This window comes from Pseudomonas sp. NFACC42-2 (genome assembly GCF_900116055.1).
GTDB classification, from domain to species: domain Bacteria; phylum Pseudomonadota; class Gammaproteobacteria; order Pseudomonadales; family Pseudomonadaceae; genus Aquipseudomonas; species Aquipseudomonas marginalis.
Genome location: NZ_FOZO01000001.1, coordinates 194,882 through 210,428, shown reverse-complemented (window position 1 = coordinate 210,428; position 15,547 = coordinate 194,882). Strand labels below are relative to the sequence as shown.

Sequence of the window (15,547 nt, the reverse complement as noted above, 5' to 3'; positions counted from 1 at the left end):
TTGTCTGCAGGTGAGGCGCTTTAATCCGCCAGCCCTTGGTCCTAATTGAAGAATCTTCTCTGCAATGCGCCTCAAGTGCCGGTAAAGTAAGCCATCTCTTGCCAGGGTACTCGGATGAATAGCGTGCAGCGTATAAGCGGCCAATGGCGGCCCGTTTTGATCGGATTGTTGATGACGGCGGCCTGCGTCAGCGCCGTACGGGCAGATGATGGCGTGGCGCTCACCGCGCTCGCCCAAGTGCCTGAGGGTGTTGAAGTGCGCGGCAGGCAGGTCGCCGCCTATACCTGGGACGACCGCCAGGGCAAGAACCTGCTGGTGCTCTCCGAGCAGGTCAGCGAACGCGAGGATGACGGCACCCAGTCGGCATTTGTCTACGCGGCCCAATACCTGATCGACGGTGACCGTCCCAAGCGCATGTGGATGCTCTACGACGACGTGCAGCATTGCCAGTTCGATGCGGCGCTGCGCTTCGACATGGCCGCGACCAAGGTGACCGACCTCACCGGCGATGGCATTACCCAGGCCACCGTGGGCTATTCACGCACCTGCACCAGCGATGTCAGCCCCAACGAATTCAAGCTGATCATGCATGTCGGCAAGTCGCAGAAGTACCGCCTGCGCGGGGTCGACCGGGTCGGCGCAGCCTGGTGGGATGAAGAGGCCGGGGCCCTGCGTGGCATGCCGCTGCCCAAGGATTGCAGCGTGGCCGGGCAGCAGGCGCTGGTCAGCCAGTACAAGGAGCAGGGCACGGAGTTGCCGTTGCCGGGTTGCTATGGCGATGAGAAGGACTTTGCCAAGGCGCCGGAAGCTTACCTGGCCTTTATGCGTCAGCACTGGTTCGCCCTGATGCAGAAGCAGGATGCCGAATGGAGCCAGGCCCAGACCCAGCCCCAGGCGCCCACCGAGGATGAAGACACGGCACCGTGATTTTGTGCCAGGGCTTTTCCTGGGTTAGACTCGGTCTTCGCCAATTCACTAAATACCTCGATTAAACAATGAGTTGTTCGAGGTATTTAATCCAAAGGCTGATCTACCTTGACCGAGTCTATCCGCAACCCGTTGACCCTCTACCTCACCCGCCTGGCCCCCTCCAGCCAACTGACCATGCGCTACGTGCTGCAGGACGCCGCCGACCGCCTGGGCTTCGAAGACATCAACCTCGAAGACATCGACTGGCACCTGCTGCAACCCGAACATGTCATCGCCCTGGTCGCAGCGTTGCGTGAAGACGGCTACGCGCCGAATACCTCATCCCTGTACGTGAATGCCGTGCGCGGGGTGATGAACGAAGCCTGGCGCATGAGCCTGATCAGCCAGGAACATCTCCTGAAAATGCGCACGGTCAAGGCCACGCCCGGCACGCGCCTGGGCCAGGGCCGCAATCTGCGACGCACGTTGATCCGGGAAATGATGGAGGTCTGCGCCGCCGACCCTCGCCCCCAGGGCCTGCGTGATGCAGCGGTCATCGGCATCCTGTATGGCTCGGGCATGCGCAAATCCGAGTCGGTCAACCTCGACCTGGCGCAGATCAACTTCGATGAACGCAGCTTGCGGGTGATCGGCAAGGGCAACAAGGAGCTGGTCAAGTATGCACCGGACTGGGCTTTCGCCAAGCTGCAGGCCTGGTTGGCGTTCAGGCGCGAGCAACTCAAGGAAGGCGAGCAGGACGACAGCTTCCTGTTCAACCGCATACGAAGGGGCAGCCATCTCACCCGGGAACGTATCACCAAGCACGCGATTTACTACATCGCCCGCCAGCGGGGTGAGCAGGTGGGGGTGAAGATCATGCCCCACGATTTTCGCCGCTCGTTCATCACGCGGGTGATCGAGGAGCATGACCTGTCGATTGCACAAAAGCTGGCGCACCACACCAATATCCAGACCACCGCCAGCTATGACGTGCGTGACGACAACGAGCGGCGGCGCGCGGTGGATCGGTTTGATCTGTAGACGAACAGCCGCGGACCTACAGAATCGGTTTGCCGCCGGTGACCGCATAACGCGAACCCGAGATATAGCTGGCCTCGTCCGACGCCAGCAGCACATAAATCGGCGCCACTTCCACCGGTTGGCCGGGGCGGCCCAGCGGTGTTTCGCTGCCGAAGTTCTGCACGTCTTCATCAGTCATGGTCGCCACGATCAACGGCGTCCAGATCGGGCCGGGCGCGACGCTGTTGACGCGGATGCCCTTGCTGCCGAGTAGTTGCGCCAAGCCGCCGGTGAAGTTGGCGATTGCGCCCTTGGTGGCGGCATAGGCCAGCAGGGTCGGCTTGGGCATGTCGGAGTTCACCGAGCTGGTGTTGATGATCGAACTGCCGGCCTTCATATGCGGCAGCGCAGCCTTGCAGATGCGAAACATCGCGGTGATGTTGATATCGAAGGTCTTGACCCATTCCTCATCCTCGATCTCTTCGAGCGTTTCGTGGGTCATCTGGAATGCCGCGTTATTGACCAGCACGTCAATGCGCCCGAACTGTTCCACGGTCTTGTCGACCAGCGCCTGGCAGGTGGCTTTTTGCGCGATGTCACCGGGCAGCAACAGGCATTGGCGGCCGGCTTCCTCGACCCAGCGCGCGGTTTCCCTGGCGTCTTCGTGTTCGTCCAGGTAGGCGATGGCCACATCGGCGCCTTCACGGGCGAAGGCGATGGCCACTGCGCGGCCAATGCCGCTGTCGGCGCCGGTGATCAGGGCGATCTTGTTGGCCAATCGACCGGAGCCTTTATAGCTCTGCTCCCCGCAGTCCGGATACGGGTCCATCTTGCGTTGGGTACCAGGCACGTTTTGCGCCTGGGGGGCGAAGGGCGGGCGTGGGTAGTCAGTCATTTCCAATCTCCATAGGTTTCGAACGGTGCTATGGGATTAGTAGTTTCATGGCCGGCGATAGTTGTAATGGATGCCGGCCAGGCCCGACGAGCGGTATCGCTCAGCCGTGGGGCGGGGCGCTCGCCAGGTGCGCCGGCAGGCGGCGCAAGGTCCATAGGGTGGTGAGCATCGCCGCGACGGCGCACAGCGCAATGCCGACCAGCATAGGCGCCGGCGTGTGGTCGGCAAACACACCGACCAGGGTCATGGACACGGCAGCGGTGATCATCTGGATGGCCCCCAACAGCGCGGAGGCAGAGCCCGCCACAGCACCATGATCTTCCAGGGATAACACGCCCGCCGCCGGCAACAGCAGGCCGAGGAAACCGAAGCCGATAAACAGCAACGCCATCATCAAGGCCAGGCTGTCGACCCACAGCGTGGTCGCGGCCAGCAGCACCATCACGGCGGCTACGGCGACCACCGACCAACGAATCAGTGGCGCCAGGCCGAAGCGCGCGCTCAAGCGTGCAGTGAGTTGGCTCATGGCAAAAAACGACGCGGCGTTCAGGGCGAAACACAGGCTGAACTGGGTAGGCGTGAGGCCGAAGTATTCGATATACACGAAGGGCGCACTGCCGATAAACACAAAGAACGTCGCCAGCCCGAACCCGCACACCACCGACAGACCGATGAAGACCGGGTCACGCAGCAGTGCGCCGTAGCTGCTGAACGCCGTGCCCAAGGTCTTGCCCAGCCGGCGCTCGGCGGGATGGGTTTCGGGCAGCTGCACAATTGTCATCACCAGGCACAGCACGGCCACCACCGCGAGCACGGCGAACACTTCGCGCCAACTCCACAACGAAATCACCAGGCTGCCGGCCAGCGGCGCGAGAATCGGCGACACACTCATCACCAGCATCAGCAAGGCCATCAGCCGCGCGGCTTCATGGCCGGTGTACAGGTCGCGCACGATCGCCCGGGGAATCACCATCCCGGCACAGGCGCCGAAGGCCTGCACGGCGCGAAAGCCAATCAGCACTTCAATCGTAGGCGCCAGCGCGCAGCCGACGCTGCCCACCGCAAAGATCAGCAGCCCGGCGTAAATCGGCGGCTTGCGCCCGAACACATCGCTGATCGGTCCGTAGAACAGCTGGCAAACCCCAATGATCATGAAAAATACCGTGAGGCTCATCTGTACCGCCGCCGGCGAGGCGTGCAGGCTGGCGCCCAGGGTGGGCAGGGCGGGCAAGTAGATGTCGATGGCGAACGGGCCGACGGCGGTGATCAACCCCAGCAGTAACGCAAGGTGGGCAATACTTCGGGACATGGGCGGTTTCCGGCAGGGCAAAAGTCGATCAGCTTAAGGGATCCGCGCAGATCCGCAAACTTAGGCTTCACTAACAGGGATTGATGCCGATAACGGTAAGAACGTTGCTTCGACGGTTGGGTATGGGGATGTCAGCATGACGATCAAATTACGCTTGATGCTGTTGATTGCCACTGGGTTGCTCACGGCTCTGGTCATGAGCCTGGCCGGCTACCTGGGGAATGTTCGGATGAGCCAGGCCGTACAGGATAGCGAGGTGAGCATGACGGTCCTGCGCAACCATATGGAAGCCGACATGATGCACGACGCACTGCGTGCCGACGTGCTGTCTGCCATGCTCGTGGGGTTGGGCAAAAGCACCAGCAGCAAGGATGAGGTCAACACCTCGTTGAAGGAACACGCCGAGCATTTCCGTCAGGTACTGGGGGACAACCTCAAGTTGCCGCTGGATGCCACGATCAAGACCGGCCTGGAAAAAATCAGACCCAGCCTGGACACCTATATCAGTGCCGGCGAGCGCATCGTCGCGCTGGCACTGGAGAATCCCGAGGCCGCTCGCGGGGAACTGGACACCTTCAACAAGGCGTTTTCCCAGCTGGAAGATCAAATGGCGGCGATGAGCGAGCTGATCGAAAGCAATACCCAGGAGACCAGCGCCAGCACGCGGCAGACCATCAGCCACGCAAATTTGACCTTGGGCGCCGTATTGCTCGCCAGCCTGTTGCTGCTGCTGGCCCAGGGGCGCTGGGTGTTGTCGAGCATCATGGCGCCGCTGCAGGCCGCCAGCCGCATTGCCGCCAGTATCGCCCGGGGCAACTTGAGCGAGCCGATTGTCGAACCCAAGCGCAAGGACGAAGCCAGCTCGTTGATCCGCAGCCTTGCCACCATGCAGCGAGATCTACGCGGCATGATCGAGGTGGTGCGCAGCAATGCCCATGGCGTCAATGGCATGAGTGAACGCTTGAGCCAGGGCTGCCATGACGTCGCCGGCAGCAGCCAGCAGCAAAGCGCGGCCGCCAGCACCATGGCGGCGGCGGCCAGTGAAATGACCGCCAGTATCGAGGAAATCACCCGGCATGCCGGACGCGCCCTGGACATGGCCAACCAAGCCGAAGCCCTGGCCAAGGATGGCGGCCGGGTGATCCACCAGGTGGTGAAGGATATGGATGGTATTGCTCGCTCAGCGCAGCAATCGGCCCAGGTCATTCGTACGCTGGACAAGGAGTCCGAGGCGATCTTCAGCATTATCCAAGTGATCAAGGGCATCGCTGACCAAACCAACCTGTTGGCCCTGAACGCCGCGATTGAAGCCGCCCGCGCCGGCGAGCAGGGACGCGGCTTTGCGGTGGTCGCCGATGAAGTGCGCAGCCTGGCGGGTCGCACCAGCGCCTCGACCCAGGAAATTGCCAGCATGGTCGGGCGCATCCAGCAGAACACCCGGGAAGCGGTGACCAGCATGGAGGAGGGCGTCACCCAAGTGGACAAAGGCATGGCGGTGACTGCCGAGGTGGAGCGAGCGATCCGCGATATTCTGCAGGCCACCCTCAATACCACCGAGTTGGTGAACGACATCTCGCGCACCATCGGTGAACAGAGCCTGGCCAGCAACGAGATCTCCCACCAGGTGGAGATGATTGCAGGGATGTCGGAAAACAACAGCCGCATCATCGGCGAAACCGCCTCGACCACCGATGAACTGGCCGGGTTGGCCGGCAAGTTGTCGCAATCCGTGGATCGCTTCAGCCTGTAACACCGCACAGACCTGATACACGCTTTATGGCCCGGCCCCCTGTGGGTCGGTTTTTTTTGCCCGGTCCACCGGCCCACCCGGAGGGCTCGTTGGCCGTGCTTTGCAAAAAAAAGATTGAATATTCACACCTAATGTTATTTAAATAACAAAACAAGAGCACCACGACCTGCCTGGTCGTGTTGCAACAAGGTGGAATAGCAATGAGCAAGATCGCAGTCATCGGCAGCAATATGGTGGATTTGATCACCTACATCGACCGCATGCCGGCCCAGGGCGAAACCCTGGAAGCGCCTGGTTTTGCCCTCGGGTGTGGCGGCAAGGGGGCGAACCAGGCGGTGGCGGCAGCCAAGCTTGGGGCGCAGGTGCTGATGTTGAGCAAGGTCGGCGACGACATGTTTGCCGACAACACCCTGGCCAACTTCCAGCGTTTTGGTATCGACACCCGTCATGTGCAGCGGGTGCCTGGGGTTTCCAGCGGTGTCGCGCCGATTTTTGTGCGGGCCGACTCCCACAACAGCATTCTGATCGTCAAAGGCGCCAATGCGCATTTGTTGCCGGCGGACATCGACGCAGCGGCCGCCGACCTGCGCGAGTGCACGCTGATCGTGCTGCAGTTGGAGATCAATCTGGAGACGGTCTACTACGCCATCGAATTTGCGCACCGGCACGGCATCGCGGTGCTGCTCAACCCGGCACCGGCCCTGGCCGGCCTAAGCGGGGAGCATCTGGCGCAACTGGACTTCCTGATCCCCAATGAATCGGAACTGGCGTTGATCACCGGCCAGGTCGTGGACTCGCCGGACGCCGCCCAGCGTGCCGCGCGCACGCTGGTGGCCAGCGGCATTCGTCACGTGATCGTCACCCTCGGTGAACACGGTGCGTTGTACGTGGGAGAGGAGGGCGAATTCCGGCTGCCGGGCCGAAAGGTCGTGGCACGGGACACCACGGGCGCCGGCGATGCCTTTATCGGTTGCTTCATTCAGCACTGGAGCCGCGACGGCGGTATCCGGCAGGCCATGGAACAGGCCGTGGCGTATTCCGCCTGCTCGGTCATGGCCCTGGGCACCCAGACGTCATATCCCGACAGCGAGGCGTTCGCCCGTTTCCAGCAACAGCCGTAACCCCCAAACCAGCCCGGAGAACAATAATGAACAAACCTGCGCTGCAACAGACACCCGATGGTTTCTACCTGAACCGCACGCCCTGGTTCGCCTTTATCCTGCTGTGCAGCATCTTTGCGCTGTGGGCGGCGGCGGCAAGCATGAATGACGTGCTGATCGCACACTTCAAGAAAGCGTTTTTGCTCAGTGATTTCCAGACCGCCTTTGTGCAGTCGGCGTTTTACATGGGCTACTTTTTCGTGGCGATTCCGGCGGCGATGGTGGTGCGCCGCTTCAGCTACAAGAGCACGATCCTGATCGGGTTGCTGCTGTACATGTTCGGCTGCCTGCTGTTTTTCCCGGCGGCGTCGACGGCCAAGTACGGCATGTTCCTGCTGGCGCTGTTTGTGATTGCCGCCGGCCTGTCGTTCCTGGAAACCGCCTGCAACACCTACTCGACCCTGATGGGGCCCCGGGAAACCGGGACGCGGCGCTTGAACATCTCGCAGACGTTCCACCCCTTCGGTGCGATGGCAGGGGTGTACGTCGGCAGTTTCGTGATGTTCAAGGACACCGACGCGACCACGGAACAACTGACCCGGATGAGCGCCTCCGAGGCCGCCGTGCAGCAGTTGCAGATGATCCAGTCCACGCTGTTGCCCTACAAGTGGATGATCGCCGTGCTGGTGCTGATGTTTATCCTGGTCGCGATCACCCGGTTCCCCGCCTGCAAGGGCAATAAGCCGGCTGACAGCAAGCCTGGCAGCCTGCGCCACAGCCTGGGCCGGCTGTGGCGTAACCCGCGCTTTACCTTTGGCGTATTGGCGCAGTTTCTCTACGTGGGCGCCCAGGTCGGCGTGTGGAGTTTCACCATTCGCCTGGCGATGCAAATGGGCGGAATGAATGAGCGCAGCGCTTCATGGTTTTTGCTGACCACCTTTGCCGCCTACTTTGTCGGCAAGATGATCGCCAACCTGTTGATGCGCCGCCTGCATCCGGCCAAGGTCCTGGCGATCTACGGTGTGCTGTGCATTGTGCTGCTGGCCTACACCATTCTGGTGCCGAACATTTCGGCGGTGTACGCAGCGGTCGGCGTGAGTATTTTCCTCGGCCCGTGCTGGCCGACCATTTACGGCCTGACCATCGATGGCCTGGGTGAAGACACCGGCGTCGGCGGTTCATTGCTGGTGATGAGTATCGTCGGCGGCGGGGTGATTCCGATCTTCCAGGGCCTGTTGTCCGATGCCAGCGGCGGCAATATGCAGCTGGCCTACAGCGTGCCGTTGCTGTGCTTTATCGTGATAGTGATGTACGCGGTCAAGTGCATGCGCCAACCCGGCACGTTAGCGTCGAGTGCTGCGGCGGCGGTGGCCTCATGAATACGCGGATCCCGCTGTATCCAGCGGTGTTTGCCGAGCAGGAGAGAGTCCTGTTGCAGTCCGAGGATTTCAAGGTCAGTGCCTGGATCTATCCGTCCGGCGTACAGGCCGTGAGCCTGGAGAACAGCCGTGGACGCCTGGTGCTGCTGCCTTATCAAGGGCAGATGATCTGGTCGGCGGTGTTCGACGGCTGTGACCTGACCATGAGCAACCTGTTCGAGCAACCCCGGCCCAGTCCGGCGGTCATCGATACCTACGGCTGCTTCATGTTTCACAGTGGCTTGCTGCGCAACGGTTGCCCGGCGCCGGATGACACCCATGCCTTGCACGGCGAAATGCCTTGCGCCCCGATGGACTCGGCCTGGCTGGACCTCGGCGAGGGCTTTGTGCGCCTGGGCGGTTGCTATCAATACGCCAAGGGCTTCGGCGATCGCTACCGGGCGTGCCCCAGCGTGACCCTGCGCGCCGATTCGGCGGTGTTCGATATCGACATGGACGTGACCAACCTGGCCGGCAAGCCGATGGAGCTGATGTACATGGCCCACATGAACTACGCCTTTGTGGCCGGCGCGCGGTTTGTCGAGCCATGGGGCACGCAGCGCCTGCGCCTGCGCACCAGTATTCCGGGCCACGTCAAGCCGACGCCGGACTGGAGTGCCTACATGGCGCAACTGGCCGAACAACCCCGGCAATTGGCCTGTCTCGATCAGCCAGGGTTGTACGCCCCTGAAATCGTGTTTTTCTTCGACGGCGTCGGCACGGACGCCACCGGCCAGGCGCACTTCCTGCTGGATCATCCCGATGGCGCGGCGTTCTACACCCGCTATCGGCCCGAACAATTCGAGCACGCCGCACGCTGGATCCTGCACACGCCGGACCAGCAAGTGGCGGCGTTCGTGCTGCCATCGACGTGCGAACCCGAGGGCTATAACGCCGAGAAAGCCAAAGGCCACGTGCGTCTGCTGGCGGCGGGAGCCAGCGCTTCGTTCAGTGTCACCACCGGCTACCTGAGCGTGCAGGAACGCCAGCGGTTGCTGGGTTAAACCAGCAATTGCGCGCCGTGGGCCTGGATGGCGTCCTTGTAGCTGCGGGGGATTTTCTTGTCGCTGACCACGTACTGAAAGTCCTCCAGGGCGGCGAAGTGAGCGGTGCGCACCGTGTCGAACTTGCTGAAGTCGGCGAGCAACACACGTTGCTGGGCCTGGCGCATGACCTTTTGCTTGACCTCGACTTCATTGAAGTTGAAGCACGTCACGCCGAATGCCTGGCTGACGCCAGCGGCAGTCACGAAGGCCCAGGTCAGGCGCACGCTGTCGAGGATGCTGCTTTCGGCACTGTTTTCAAACACCTGGTTCTTGCGATGGAAGGTGCCGCCGCACAACACGATGTGGCAGTTGGGCTTGTTATGCAGCTTGAGCAGCACGTTCAACGAGCTGCACACCGCCGTGAACTCCAAGTCGTCGGGGATGAAGTCGATCACGAACGGCGAGGTGGTACCGCAGTCGAAAAACACCGTGTCACCGGGCTGGATCAGGCGCGCGGCGAGTTTGCCGATGCGGCGCTTTTCCTCGACGTGGCGGGTGTCCTGCTCGGCAACCCGGTAATCGCTGACCTCGCTGCCGACCCGGGTGATGTAGCCACCCAGCAGGCGCAGGTGATCACTGAAGTGATTGAGATCGCGGCGCAGGGTCATCTCCGAAACCTCCAGCAGCGCCGCCATTTCCCTCAGGTGAATGGCGTTCTGGTCCTGCAAGGCTTGTTGGATAAGCTTGAGTCGCTCGGCTTTTCTACTGTCCACGAGTATTCCAGGGCTTGATTGTTTGTGTTAGATAAGTAACATTTACTGTTATTATTATAACGCATTAGTGTGAGTGCTGTGACAAGCGGCACACGACCATTCGCAACATACAGGCAAGGGCACGTTAAATGAACACTCTTCAACCCGCAGCATTGGCCAAGTACATCGATCACACCTTGCTGGCGCCCGACGCCTCCCGCGAGCAGATTCGCACCTTGTGCGAGGAAGCTCGGGAGCACGGTTTTTATTCGGTGTGCCTGAACTCAGGGCAGGTGCCTTACGCCGCTTCCTGCCTGACCGACGACAGCGTGGTGATTTGTGCCGTGGTGGGCTTTCCCCTGGGCGCCGGCCTGAGCGACACCAAGGCCTTCGAAGCCGAACGGGCGATTGCCGCCGGGGCAGGGGAGATCGACATGGTGCTCAATATCGGCTGGTTGAAGGACGGCTTGCTGGAGGCGGTGCGCGAAGACATTGCCTTGGTCCACAAGGCCTGCGGCGTCGTGCCGTTGAAGGTCATCCTGGAAACCTGCCTGCTGGACGACGAAGAGAAAGTCCAGGCCTGCGAAATCTGCCGAGACCTGGGTGTGGCGTTCGTCAAGACCTCCACGGGGTTCAGCCGAAGCGGTGCCACCGCCGAAGACGTGGCCCTGATGCGTAAAACCGTGGGCGCCGCGGTTGGGGTCAAGGCGTCCGGGGGCGTGCGCGATTATCCGACAGCACTGAAAATGATTGAAGCTGGCGCGACACGCTTGGGCAGCAGTTCGGGGATTGCGATTGTCGGCGGGGCGATGACGGCGGCCAGTGGTTACTGAGTTTCGGGCCGGCGCTTGGCAGCCTGTAGGGAAATACCTACAGGCTGCGCAAATCATTAGAGCACTATCCGGATTTCTTCATGGCTCTTTGCTATATGTCACGCTAGAGTGATTGGAAGATTCAATGAAGTCTTGATTTCTCCGGCCTCGGCCGAGGCCGCAGGACACTTCATACCTGTGGAGTGCACCATGAAAGTTCTAATCGCCGATGATTCATCCATGTCCCGCAAGATGGTCTTGCGTTCCCTGCCGGAATCACTGACCGAAGATGTTCGCCAGGCCTGCAACGGTGCCGAGGTGATGGAGGCTTACCACGCCGGTTTGGTCGACCTGCTTTTTCTCGACCTCACCATGCCCGTCATGGACGGCTTCCAGACCCTGGAGGCACTCAAGCGCGAAGACGCCAATGTGGTCGTCGTGGTGATCAGTGCAGACATCCAACCCCTGGCCCGGCAACGGGTATTCGACCTGGGCGCTGCTGCATTCGTAGCCAAGCCGGTTACGGCTGAAGCTGTGGTCAATGCCTTGCACGTCATAGGAGTGCTTTGATGGAAACCTTGGCCGCACTCACCGAAGACCAACGTGATGCCCTGCAGGAACTGATGAACATCGCCATGGGACAGGCGGCCGAGCGACTGGCGCTGCTGACCGATACCATGGTGACGCTTTCGGTTCCCTTTATTCACCCGCTGATCCGGGAACAGAATAACCTGTTGATTCCGGAGCATCTGCGCCGGAGCTTCATGATCGTCACCCGCCAGTCTTTTCTGGGTGAGTTACGCGGCGAAGTGTTTGTGTGCTTTGGCTCCAAGGGGGCCGATGAACTGGCCGAACTGCTGGGCTACAAGGGCAGCGGCCTGGAGCAGCAGCACGAGTTGATGCTTGATGTCACCAACATCCTGACCGGCGCCTGCATCAGTGGCCTGGCAAGGCAGGTGGCAACTCAGGTGAGCTATGACGCACCGTCCATTCTCGTCCACACCGAACATGCGGCGAATGCACTGGATGAATTGAACCTGAATGAACACCTGGCGATGGTGCTGGAAATCCGTTTCGAGGTTCAGGCTCATCAGTTCTCCTGCGACTTGTTGATCTGCATCACTGAACGTACGGCTGGGGTTGTCGTTCGGGCCATCGATCGTTTGCTGGACGAACTTTGAAGGGATCTCTTCATGACAGACATCAAGGCAATTTCCCGGGAAACCCTTGAGTCGATGCTCAAGGCCATCAACATGGGCGTATTGCTGGTCGACCAGGACTGCAAGGTGCTGTTCTCTAACCAATTCATGTCCATCAACAGTGGCCGCAGCGCGGAAGAACTGGTCGGCCGTACGCTGTTCGAAGCCTTTCCGGAGCTGCCGGAGGCCTGGACCCGGCAGAAGATCAACAGCGTCATTACCCTGCAAAACTTTGCGTTCACGTCATGGCAGCAGCGGCCGCACCTGTTCAATTTCGAAAGCACCCGGCCCATCAGTGGGCTGGTCCGGCACATGTATCAGAACTGCACCTTCTTCCCGGTGCAAGACGCCGACGGCAGCAATCTCGGCGTGGGCCTGGCCATCAGTGACACGACCGATACCGCTGCCCGGCAACTTGAGCTGACGCACCTTAACAAGTTGCTGGAAGAAGAGAAGGGTGCCCAGGCACTGCTGATCGCACGGCTCGAAGACGCACAGGCGCAGTTGCTGCAGTCCGAGAAGATGGCGGCGATAGGGCAACTCGCTGCAGGCGTGGCCCACGAGATCAATAACCCGATCGGGTTTGTCGGCTCCAACGTCAACAGCCTGCGTCGTTACCTGGTGGACATCTTCGCGCTGCTCGAAGCCCATGAACAGGCGACCGACGACAGGCATGCCAACGCTCATCCCGAGCTTGCGGTGATGCGGGACAAGATGGATTACACCTTCATGCGCCAGGACATCGACGACCTGCTGGCCGAGTCGGTCGACGGCCTTGACCGGGTCACTCGCATCGTCAAGGACCTGCGCGAGTTCTCCCACGTCGACAGTTACGAATGGCAGTTGGCCGATCTGCACAAGGGGCTCGACAGTACCCTCAACGTTATCTGGAGCGAGATCAAGTTCAAGGCTCAGGTGATCAAGCGCTACGGCGATGTCGAGCCCATCGAATGCATGGGCTCACAGATCAACCAGGTCTTCCTGAACCTGCTCATCAATGCCAGCCATGCCGTGGGTGCCGACGGCGAAATCACCATCAGCAGCGGCAGGGAGGACGGTGGAGTCTTCGTCGAAATCGCCGACAACGGCCATGGCATTCCCCTTGAAATCCAGAACCGGATATTCGAACCGTTCTTCACCACCAAGCCGGTGGGCATGGGGTCGGGCCTTGGCCTGTCGTTGTCGTACAGCATCATGGTCAAGCACCATGGACGGCTCACGGTCGACAGTGAGCCGGGCAGGGGGAGTCGCTTCCGCGTCTGGTTACCCTTACGCCAGCCGGTGATAGAGGCTGTCTCTACCTGCGCCGTTGAAGGACGCTGATCATGGATACGCTGTCTTCCTGCGAAAAACGACACACCGTCATGCTGGTGGATGATGAGGAAAGTATTCTCAACAGCCTTCGGCGCCTGCTGCGCGCAAAGCCTTACGATTTGCTGCTGGCCACGAGCGGGGCCCAGGCGCTGAGCCTTTTCGAACAACACGCGGTCGACCTGATCGTCTGCGACGCGCGCATGCCGTTCATGGACGGGCCGACCTTGCTGCGCGAAGTGCATAGGCGCGACCCGCACTGCGTGAATATCCTGCTGACCGGCTACGCCGATATGAGCATGATCACCCAGGCGATCAATGATGGGTATGTGTTCCGTTACATCAGCAAGCCCTGGAATGATGAAGAGCTCAAGCTCAGTCTCGCTCAGGCTCTGGAAATGAAGAGTGCTCGCTGAGCGTAACACTGCGAATTCGCCCCCAAGCCTATAACTCAACTAAATAGTCATTTAGTTGAGTTGGCTATCGGGGGCAGGGCTCAGGCCTGGGCGAGGGCGCTGATACGCCGTTCGCTGATGCGTTCGACAGTGTCCATATGTTCGGTGCCCCACACGCACAACGCGCCCAGCGCAGTGGCCAGTGACTGCCCGAAGGGTGTCAGGGAATACTCGACCTTGGGCGGGATCTCCTGGAAGTCGATCCGCGCGATGATTTCGTCGCGTTCCAATTCCTTGAGTTGCTGGATCAACACCTTGTCGGTCACGCCGCCAATCGCACGCCTTAACTCGCCATACCGATGAACATGTCGCGCCAGGTTATACAGGACCAGCGGTTTCCATTTGCCGCCAATCACCGCCAGGGCAGCCTCGAGCCCGCAATTGAAGGTGTTGTTCGTCATGTGATGGGTGCTCCAAAGGGGTACTTACTAAAAGGTGCATACTATTCAAAAGAAAAGTCTGGATCTAGAGTTGGGCCTCAACATTCTTCGGAGTTAACCATGAGCAGGCTCGACGGGAAAATTGCAGTGATCACCGGTGGCAACAGCGGCATTGGCCTGGCAACCGCCATGCGCTTTGCAGCGGAAGGTGCACAGGTTGTGATTGTGGGACGCAGGCAGGAAGAACTGGACAAGGCGCTCGGGCTGATCGGGCCTGGAGCGCTCGCCATTCAAGGGGATATCTCGAGGCTGGACGACCTGGAGCGCATTTTCACCCAAATCAAAAGCGTCAAAGGTCGCGTAGACGTGCTATTCGCCAATGCAGGCCTGGGGGATTTCCAGCCGCTCGGGTCGATCACCGAAGAGTCGTTCGATCGCACGTTCGGCATCAACGTCAAAGGCACACTGTTCACCGTGCAAACAGCGCTGCCACTGATGCACGCCGGTGGTTCGGTCATCCTCACCGGTTCGACCACCGGCACCATGGGCACACCGGCGTTCAGCGTGTACAGCGCCACGAAAGCCGCATTGCGTAATTTCGCCAGGAGCTGGGCGCTGGATTTGAAAGGCAGCGGTATTCGCGTCAACGTACTTTCACCGGGACCGATCTCGACACCGGGCCTGGACCTGGCGCTTTCAAGTACCGGCCAGAAGGATGCAATCATTGACGACATGACGGCGCAGTTGCCACTGGGCCGTATCGGCCAACCGGAAGAAGTTGCGGCGGCGGCATTGTTCCTGGCGTCGAGCGACAGCAGTTTCATGACCGGCAGCGAAATGTTCGTGGATGGAGGGTTCGCTCAGGTTTGAACCAGAGAGGGGTTTTGCCTGTTGGAATCTGACGGGCACTGCCCCTCATTACGTAACATCGCATTACGCATAATGTATATTATGTTAAATTATGTGTTATGTCAGATATGTTCATATGTTGTCCAATCTGCCTTCCCTCTCCTCGGCCACCTCGAAGAAAACCGCTCGCCTTAATCCTGCCCAGCTCCCGCTGCCATTCTCAGTGTTGAGCCCCCTGGCCGAGATGATCCGCAACATCGCCGACCAGACCAATCTGCTTGCCCTGAACGCCGCGTTTTGCCGTAGTGGCTGACGAAGTGCGCACCAAGGCTTCACGCACGCCTGCTTACATTGGGCCACTCGGGCCTTGGCGGGAGTACTGGCGTCATTCAAGCGCCTGCT

Annotated in this window: 15 protein-coding genes and 3 pseudogenes; 14 read left to right on the top strand and 4 right to left on the bottom strand. The window is 60.4% G+C overall.

Annotated elements, in window-relative coordinates; all coding sequences use genetic code 11:
• Positions 1–114: 114 nt before the first annotated feature.
• Both BM416_RS00880 and xerC read left to right on the top strand, forming a co-directional pair.
• Positions 115–927: a M949_RS01915 family surface polysaccharide biosynthesis protein gene (locus tag BM416_RS00880; RefSeq protein ID WP_092484308.1), complete on the top strand. Its 813-nt coding sequence runs from the start codon at positions 115–117 to the stop codon at positions 925–927.
• A gap of 108 nt (positions 928–1,035) precedes the next feature.
• Positions 1,036–1,950 carry a site-specific integrase gene (xerC, locus tag BM416_RS00875; RefSeq protein ID WP_092484305.1) on the top strand — a complete coding sequence of 305 codons (915 nt, stop codon included), beginning with the start codon at positions 1,036–1,038 and terminating at the stop codon, positions 1,948–1,950.
• Positions 1,951–1,966: 16 nt separating this feature from the next.
• Here xerC and BM416_RS00870 read toward each other — a convergent pair whose 3' ends face one another.
• Together BM416_RS00870 and BM416_RS00865 are read right to left on the bottom strand one after the other, a co-directional pair.
• Positions 1,967–2,824 (bottom strand): SDR family oxidoreductase, encoded by an 858-nt coding sequence (locus tag BM416_RS00870; protein WP_092484302.1) that lies wholly within the window; start codon positions 2,822–2,824, stop codon positions 1,967–1,969.
• 100 nt (positions 2,825–2,924) lie between these two features.
• Entirely contained in the window at positions 2,925–4,133 is a 1,209-nt protein-coding gene (locus BM416_RS00865) for a multidrug effflux MFS transporter (RefSeq protein WP_092484299.1), read from the bottom strand.
• 136 nt (positions 4,134–4,269) lie between these two features.
• Here BM416_RS00865 and BM416_RS31045 point away from each other — a divergent pair.
• The 5 genes and pseudogenes from BM416_RS31045 to BM416_RS00845 all read left to right on the top strand — a co-directional run.
• Positions 4,270–5,025 (top strand): annotated as a pseudogene (locus BM416_RS31045) (MCP four helix bundle domain-containing protein); the annotation flags it as partial.
• Positions 5,020–5,883, top strand: a complete 864-nt coding sequence (locus BM416_RS31040) for a methyl-accepting chemotaxis protein (RefSeq protein ID WP_371263379.1) — start codon at positions 5,020–5,022, stop codon at positions 5,881–5,883. The pseudogene BM416_RS31045 and the gene BM416_RS31040, both read left to right, overlap by 6 nt.
• Positions 5,884–6,083: 200 nt before the next feature.
• Complete coding sequence (rbsK, locus tag BM416_RS00855) at positions 6,084–7,004, top strand: ribokinase (RefSeq protein ID WP_092484293.1); 921 nt, start codon at positions 6,084–6,086, stop codon at positions 7,002–7,004.
• A 26-nt stretch (positions 7,005–7,030) separates the two neighbouring features.
• Entirely contained in the window at positions 7,031–8,362 is a 1,332-nt protein-coding gene (gene fucP / locus BM416_RS00850; RefSeq protein ID WP_092484290.1) for an L-fucose:H+ symporter permease, read from the top strand.
• Positions 8,359–9,405, top strand: a complete 1,047-nt coding sequence (locus BM416_RS00845; protein WP_092484287.1) for an aldose 1-epimerase family protein — start codon at positions 8,359–8,361, stop codon at positions 9,403–9,405. The genes fucP and BM416_RS00845 overlap by 4 nt, the downstream gene beginning before the upstream one ends.
• On the opposite strand, the gene deoR is transcribed toward BM416_RS00845, so the two are convergent.
• The gene (gene deoR / locus BM416_RS00840) at positions 9,402–10,160 is read right to left on the bottom strand and encodes a DNA-binding transcriptional repressor DeoR (RefSeq protein ID WP_092484285.1); all 759 of its coding nucleotides are present in this window, start codon (positions 10,158–10,160) and stop codon (positions 9,402–9,404) included. The genes BM416_RS00845 and deoR overlap by 4 nt on opposite strands.
• Positions 10,161–10,288: 128 nt before the next feature.
• Between deoR and deoC the strand changes: the two genes are divergently transcribed.
• The 5 genes and pseudogenes from deoC to BM416_RS00815 form a co-directional block, all read left to right on the top strand.
• Positions 10,289–10,972 (top strand): deoxyribose-phosphate aldolase, encoded by a 684-nt coding sequence (deoC, locus tag BM416_RS00835; RefSeq protein WP_092484282.1) that lies wholly within the window; start codon positions 10,289–10,291, stop codon positions 10,970–10,972.
• A 189-nt stretch (positions 10,973–11,161) separates the two neighbouring features.
• Entirely contained in the window at positions 11,162–11,521 is a 360-nt protein-coding gene (locus BM416_RS00830) for a response regulator (RefSeq protein ID WP_065927544.1), read from the top strand.
• On the top strand, positions 11,521–12,132 hold the full coding sequence (locus BM416_RS00825; RefSeq protein WP_065941511.1) for a chemotaxis protein CheC: 612 nt from the start codon (positions 11,521–11,523) through the stop codon (positions 12,130–12,132). The genes BM416_RS00830 and BM416_RS00825 overlap by 1 nt, the downstream gene beginning before the upstream one ends.
• A 12-nt stretch (positions 12,133–12,144) precedes the next feature.
• Positions 12,145–13,473: an ATP-binding protein gene (locus BM416_RS00820; RefSeq protein WP_092484279.1), complete on the top strand. Its 1,329-nt coding sequence runs from the start codon at positions 12,145–12,147 to the stop codon at positions 13,471–13,473.
• A 2-nt stretch (positions 13,474–13,475) separates the two neighbouring features.
• Positions 13,476–13,859: pseudogene (locus BM416_RS00815) on the top strand (response regulator); the annotation flags it as partial.
• A gap of 98 nt (positions 13,860–13,957) precedes the next feature.
• On the opposite strand, the gene BM416_RS00810 reads toward BM416_RS00815, so the two are convergent.
• Complete coding sequence (locus BM416_RS00810; RefSeq protein WP_092484273.1) at positions 13,958–14,317, bottom strand: winged helix-turn-helix transcriptional regulator; 360 nt, start codon at positions 14,315–14,317, stop codon at positions 13,958–13,960.
• Positions 14,318–14,416: 99 nt separating this feature from the next.
• Here BM416_RS00810 and BM416_RS00805 point away from each other — a divergent pair, with 99 nt between their 5' ends.
• Both BM416_RS00805 and BM416_RS31035 read left to right on the top strand, forming a co-directional pair.
• Positions 14,417–15,166: a glucose 1-dehydrogenase gene (locus BM416_RS00805; RefSeq protein ID WP_092484270.1), complete on the top strand. Its 750-nt coding sequence runs from the start codon at positions 14,417–14,419 to the stop codon at positions 15,164–15,166.
• A 226-nt stretch (positions 15,167–15,392) separates the two neighbouring features.
• Positions 15,393–15,486: pseudogene (locus tag BM416_RS31035) on the top strand (hypothetical protein); the annotation flags it as partial.
• Between the last annotated feature and the right edge of the window lie 61 nt (positions 15,487–15,547).

Excerpts from the sequence above, each read along its gene's own strand:
- BM416_RS00880 (WP_092484308.1), top strand. The coding sequence starts at position 115 with ATGAATAGCGTGCAGCGTATAAGCGGCCAATGGCGGCCCGTTTTGATC.
- BM416_RS00870 (WP_092484302.1), bottom strand. The coding sequence starts at position 2,824 with ATGACTGACTACCCACGCCCGCCCTTCGCCCCCCAGGCGCAAAACGTG.
- BM416_RS00865 (WP_092484299.1), bottom strand. The coding sequence starts at position 4,133 with ATGTCCCGAAGTATTGCCCACCTTGCGTTACTGCTGGGGTTGATCACC.
- BM416_RS31040 (WP_371263379.1), top strand. The coding sequence starts at position 5,020 with ATGCAGCGAGATCTACGCGGCATGATCGAGGTGGTGCGCAGCAATGCC.
- rbsK (WP_092484293.1), top strand. The coding sequence starts at position 6,084 with ATGAGCAAGATCGCAGTCATCGGCAGCAATATGGTGGATTTGATCACC.
- fucP (WP_092484290.1), top strand. The coding sequence starts at position 7,031 with ATGAACAAACCTGCGCTGCAACAGACACCCGATGGTTTCTACCTGAAC.
- BM416_RS00845 (WP_092484287.1), top strand. The coding sequence starts at position 8,359 with ATGAATACGCGGATCCCGCTGTATCCAGCGGTGTTTGCCGAGCAGGAG.
- deoC (WP_092484282.1), top strand. The coding sequence starts at position 10,289 with ATGAACACTCTTCAACCCGCAGCATTGGCCAAGTACATCGATCACACC.
- BM416_RS00830 (WP_065927544.1), top strand. The coding sequence starts at position 11,162 with ATGAAAGTTCTAATCGCCGATGATTCATCCATGTCCCGCAAGATGGTC.
- BM416_RS00825 (WP_065941511.1), top strand. The coding sequence starts at position 11,521 with ATGGAAACCTTGGCCGCACTCACCGAAGACCAACGTGATGCCCTGCAG.
- BM416_RS00820 (WP_092484279.1), top strand. The coding sequence starts at position 12,145 with ATGACAGACATCAAGGCAATTTCCCGGGAAACCCTTGAGTCGATGCTC.
- BM416_RS00810 (WP_092484273.1), bottom strand. The coding sequence starts at position 14,317 with ATGACGAACAACACCTTCAATTGCGGGCTCGAGGCTGCCCTGGCGGTG.
- BM416_RS00805 (WP_092484270.1), top strand. The coding sequence starts at position 14,417 with ATGAGCAGGCTCGACGGGAAAATTGCAGTGATCACCGGTGGCAACAGC.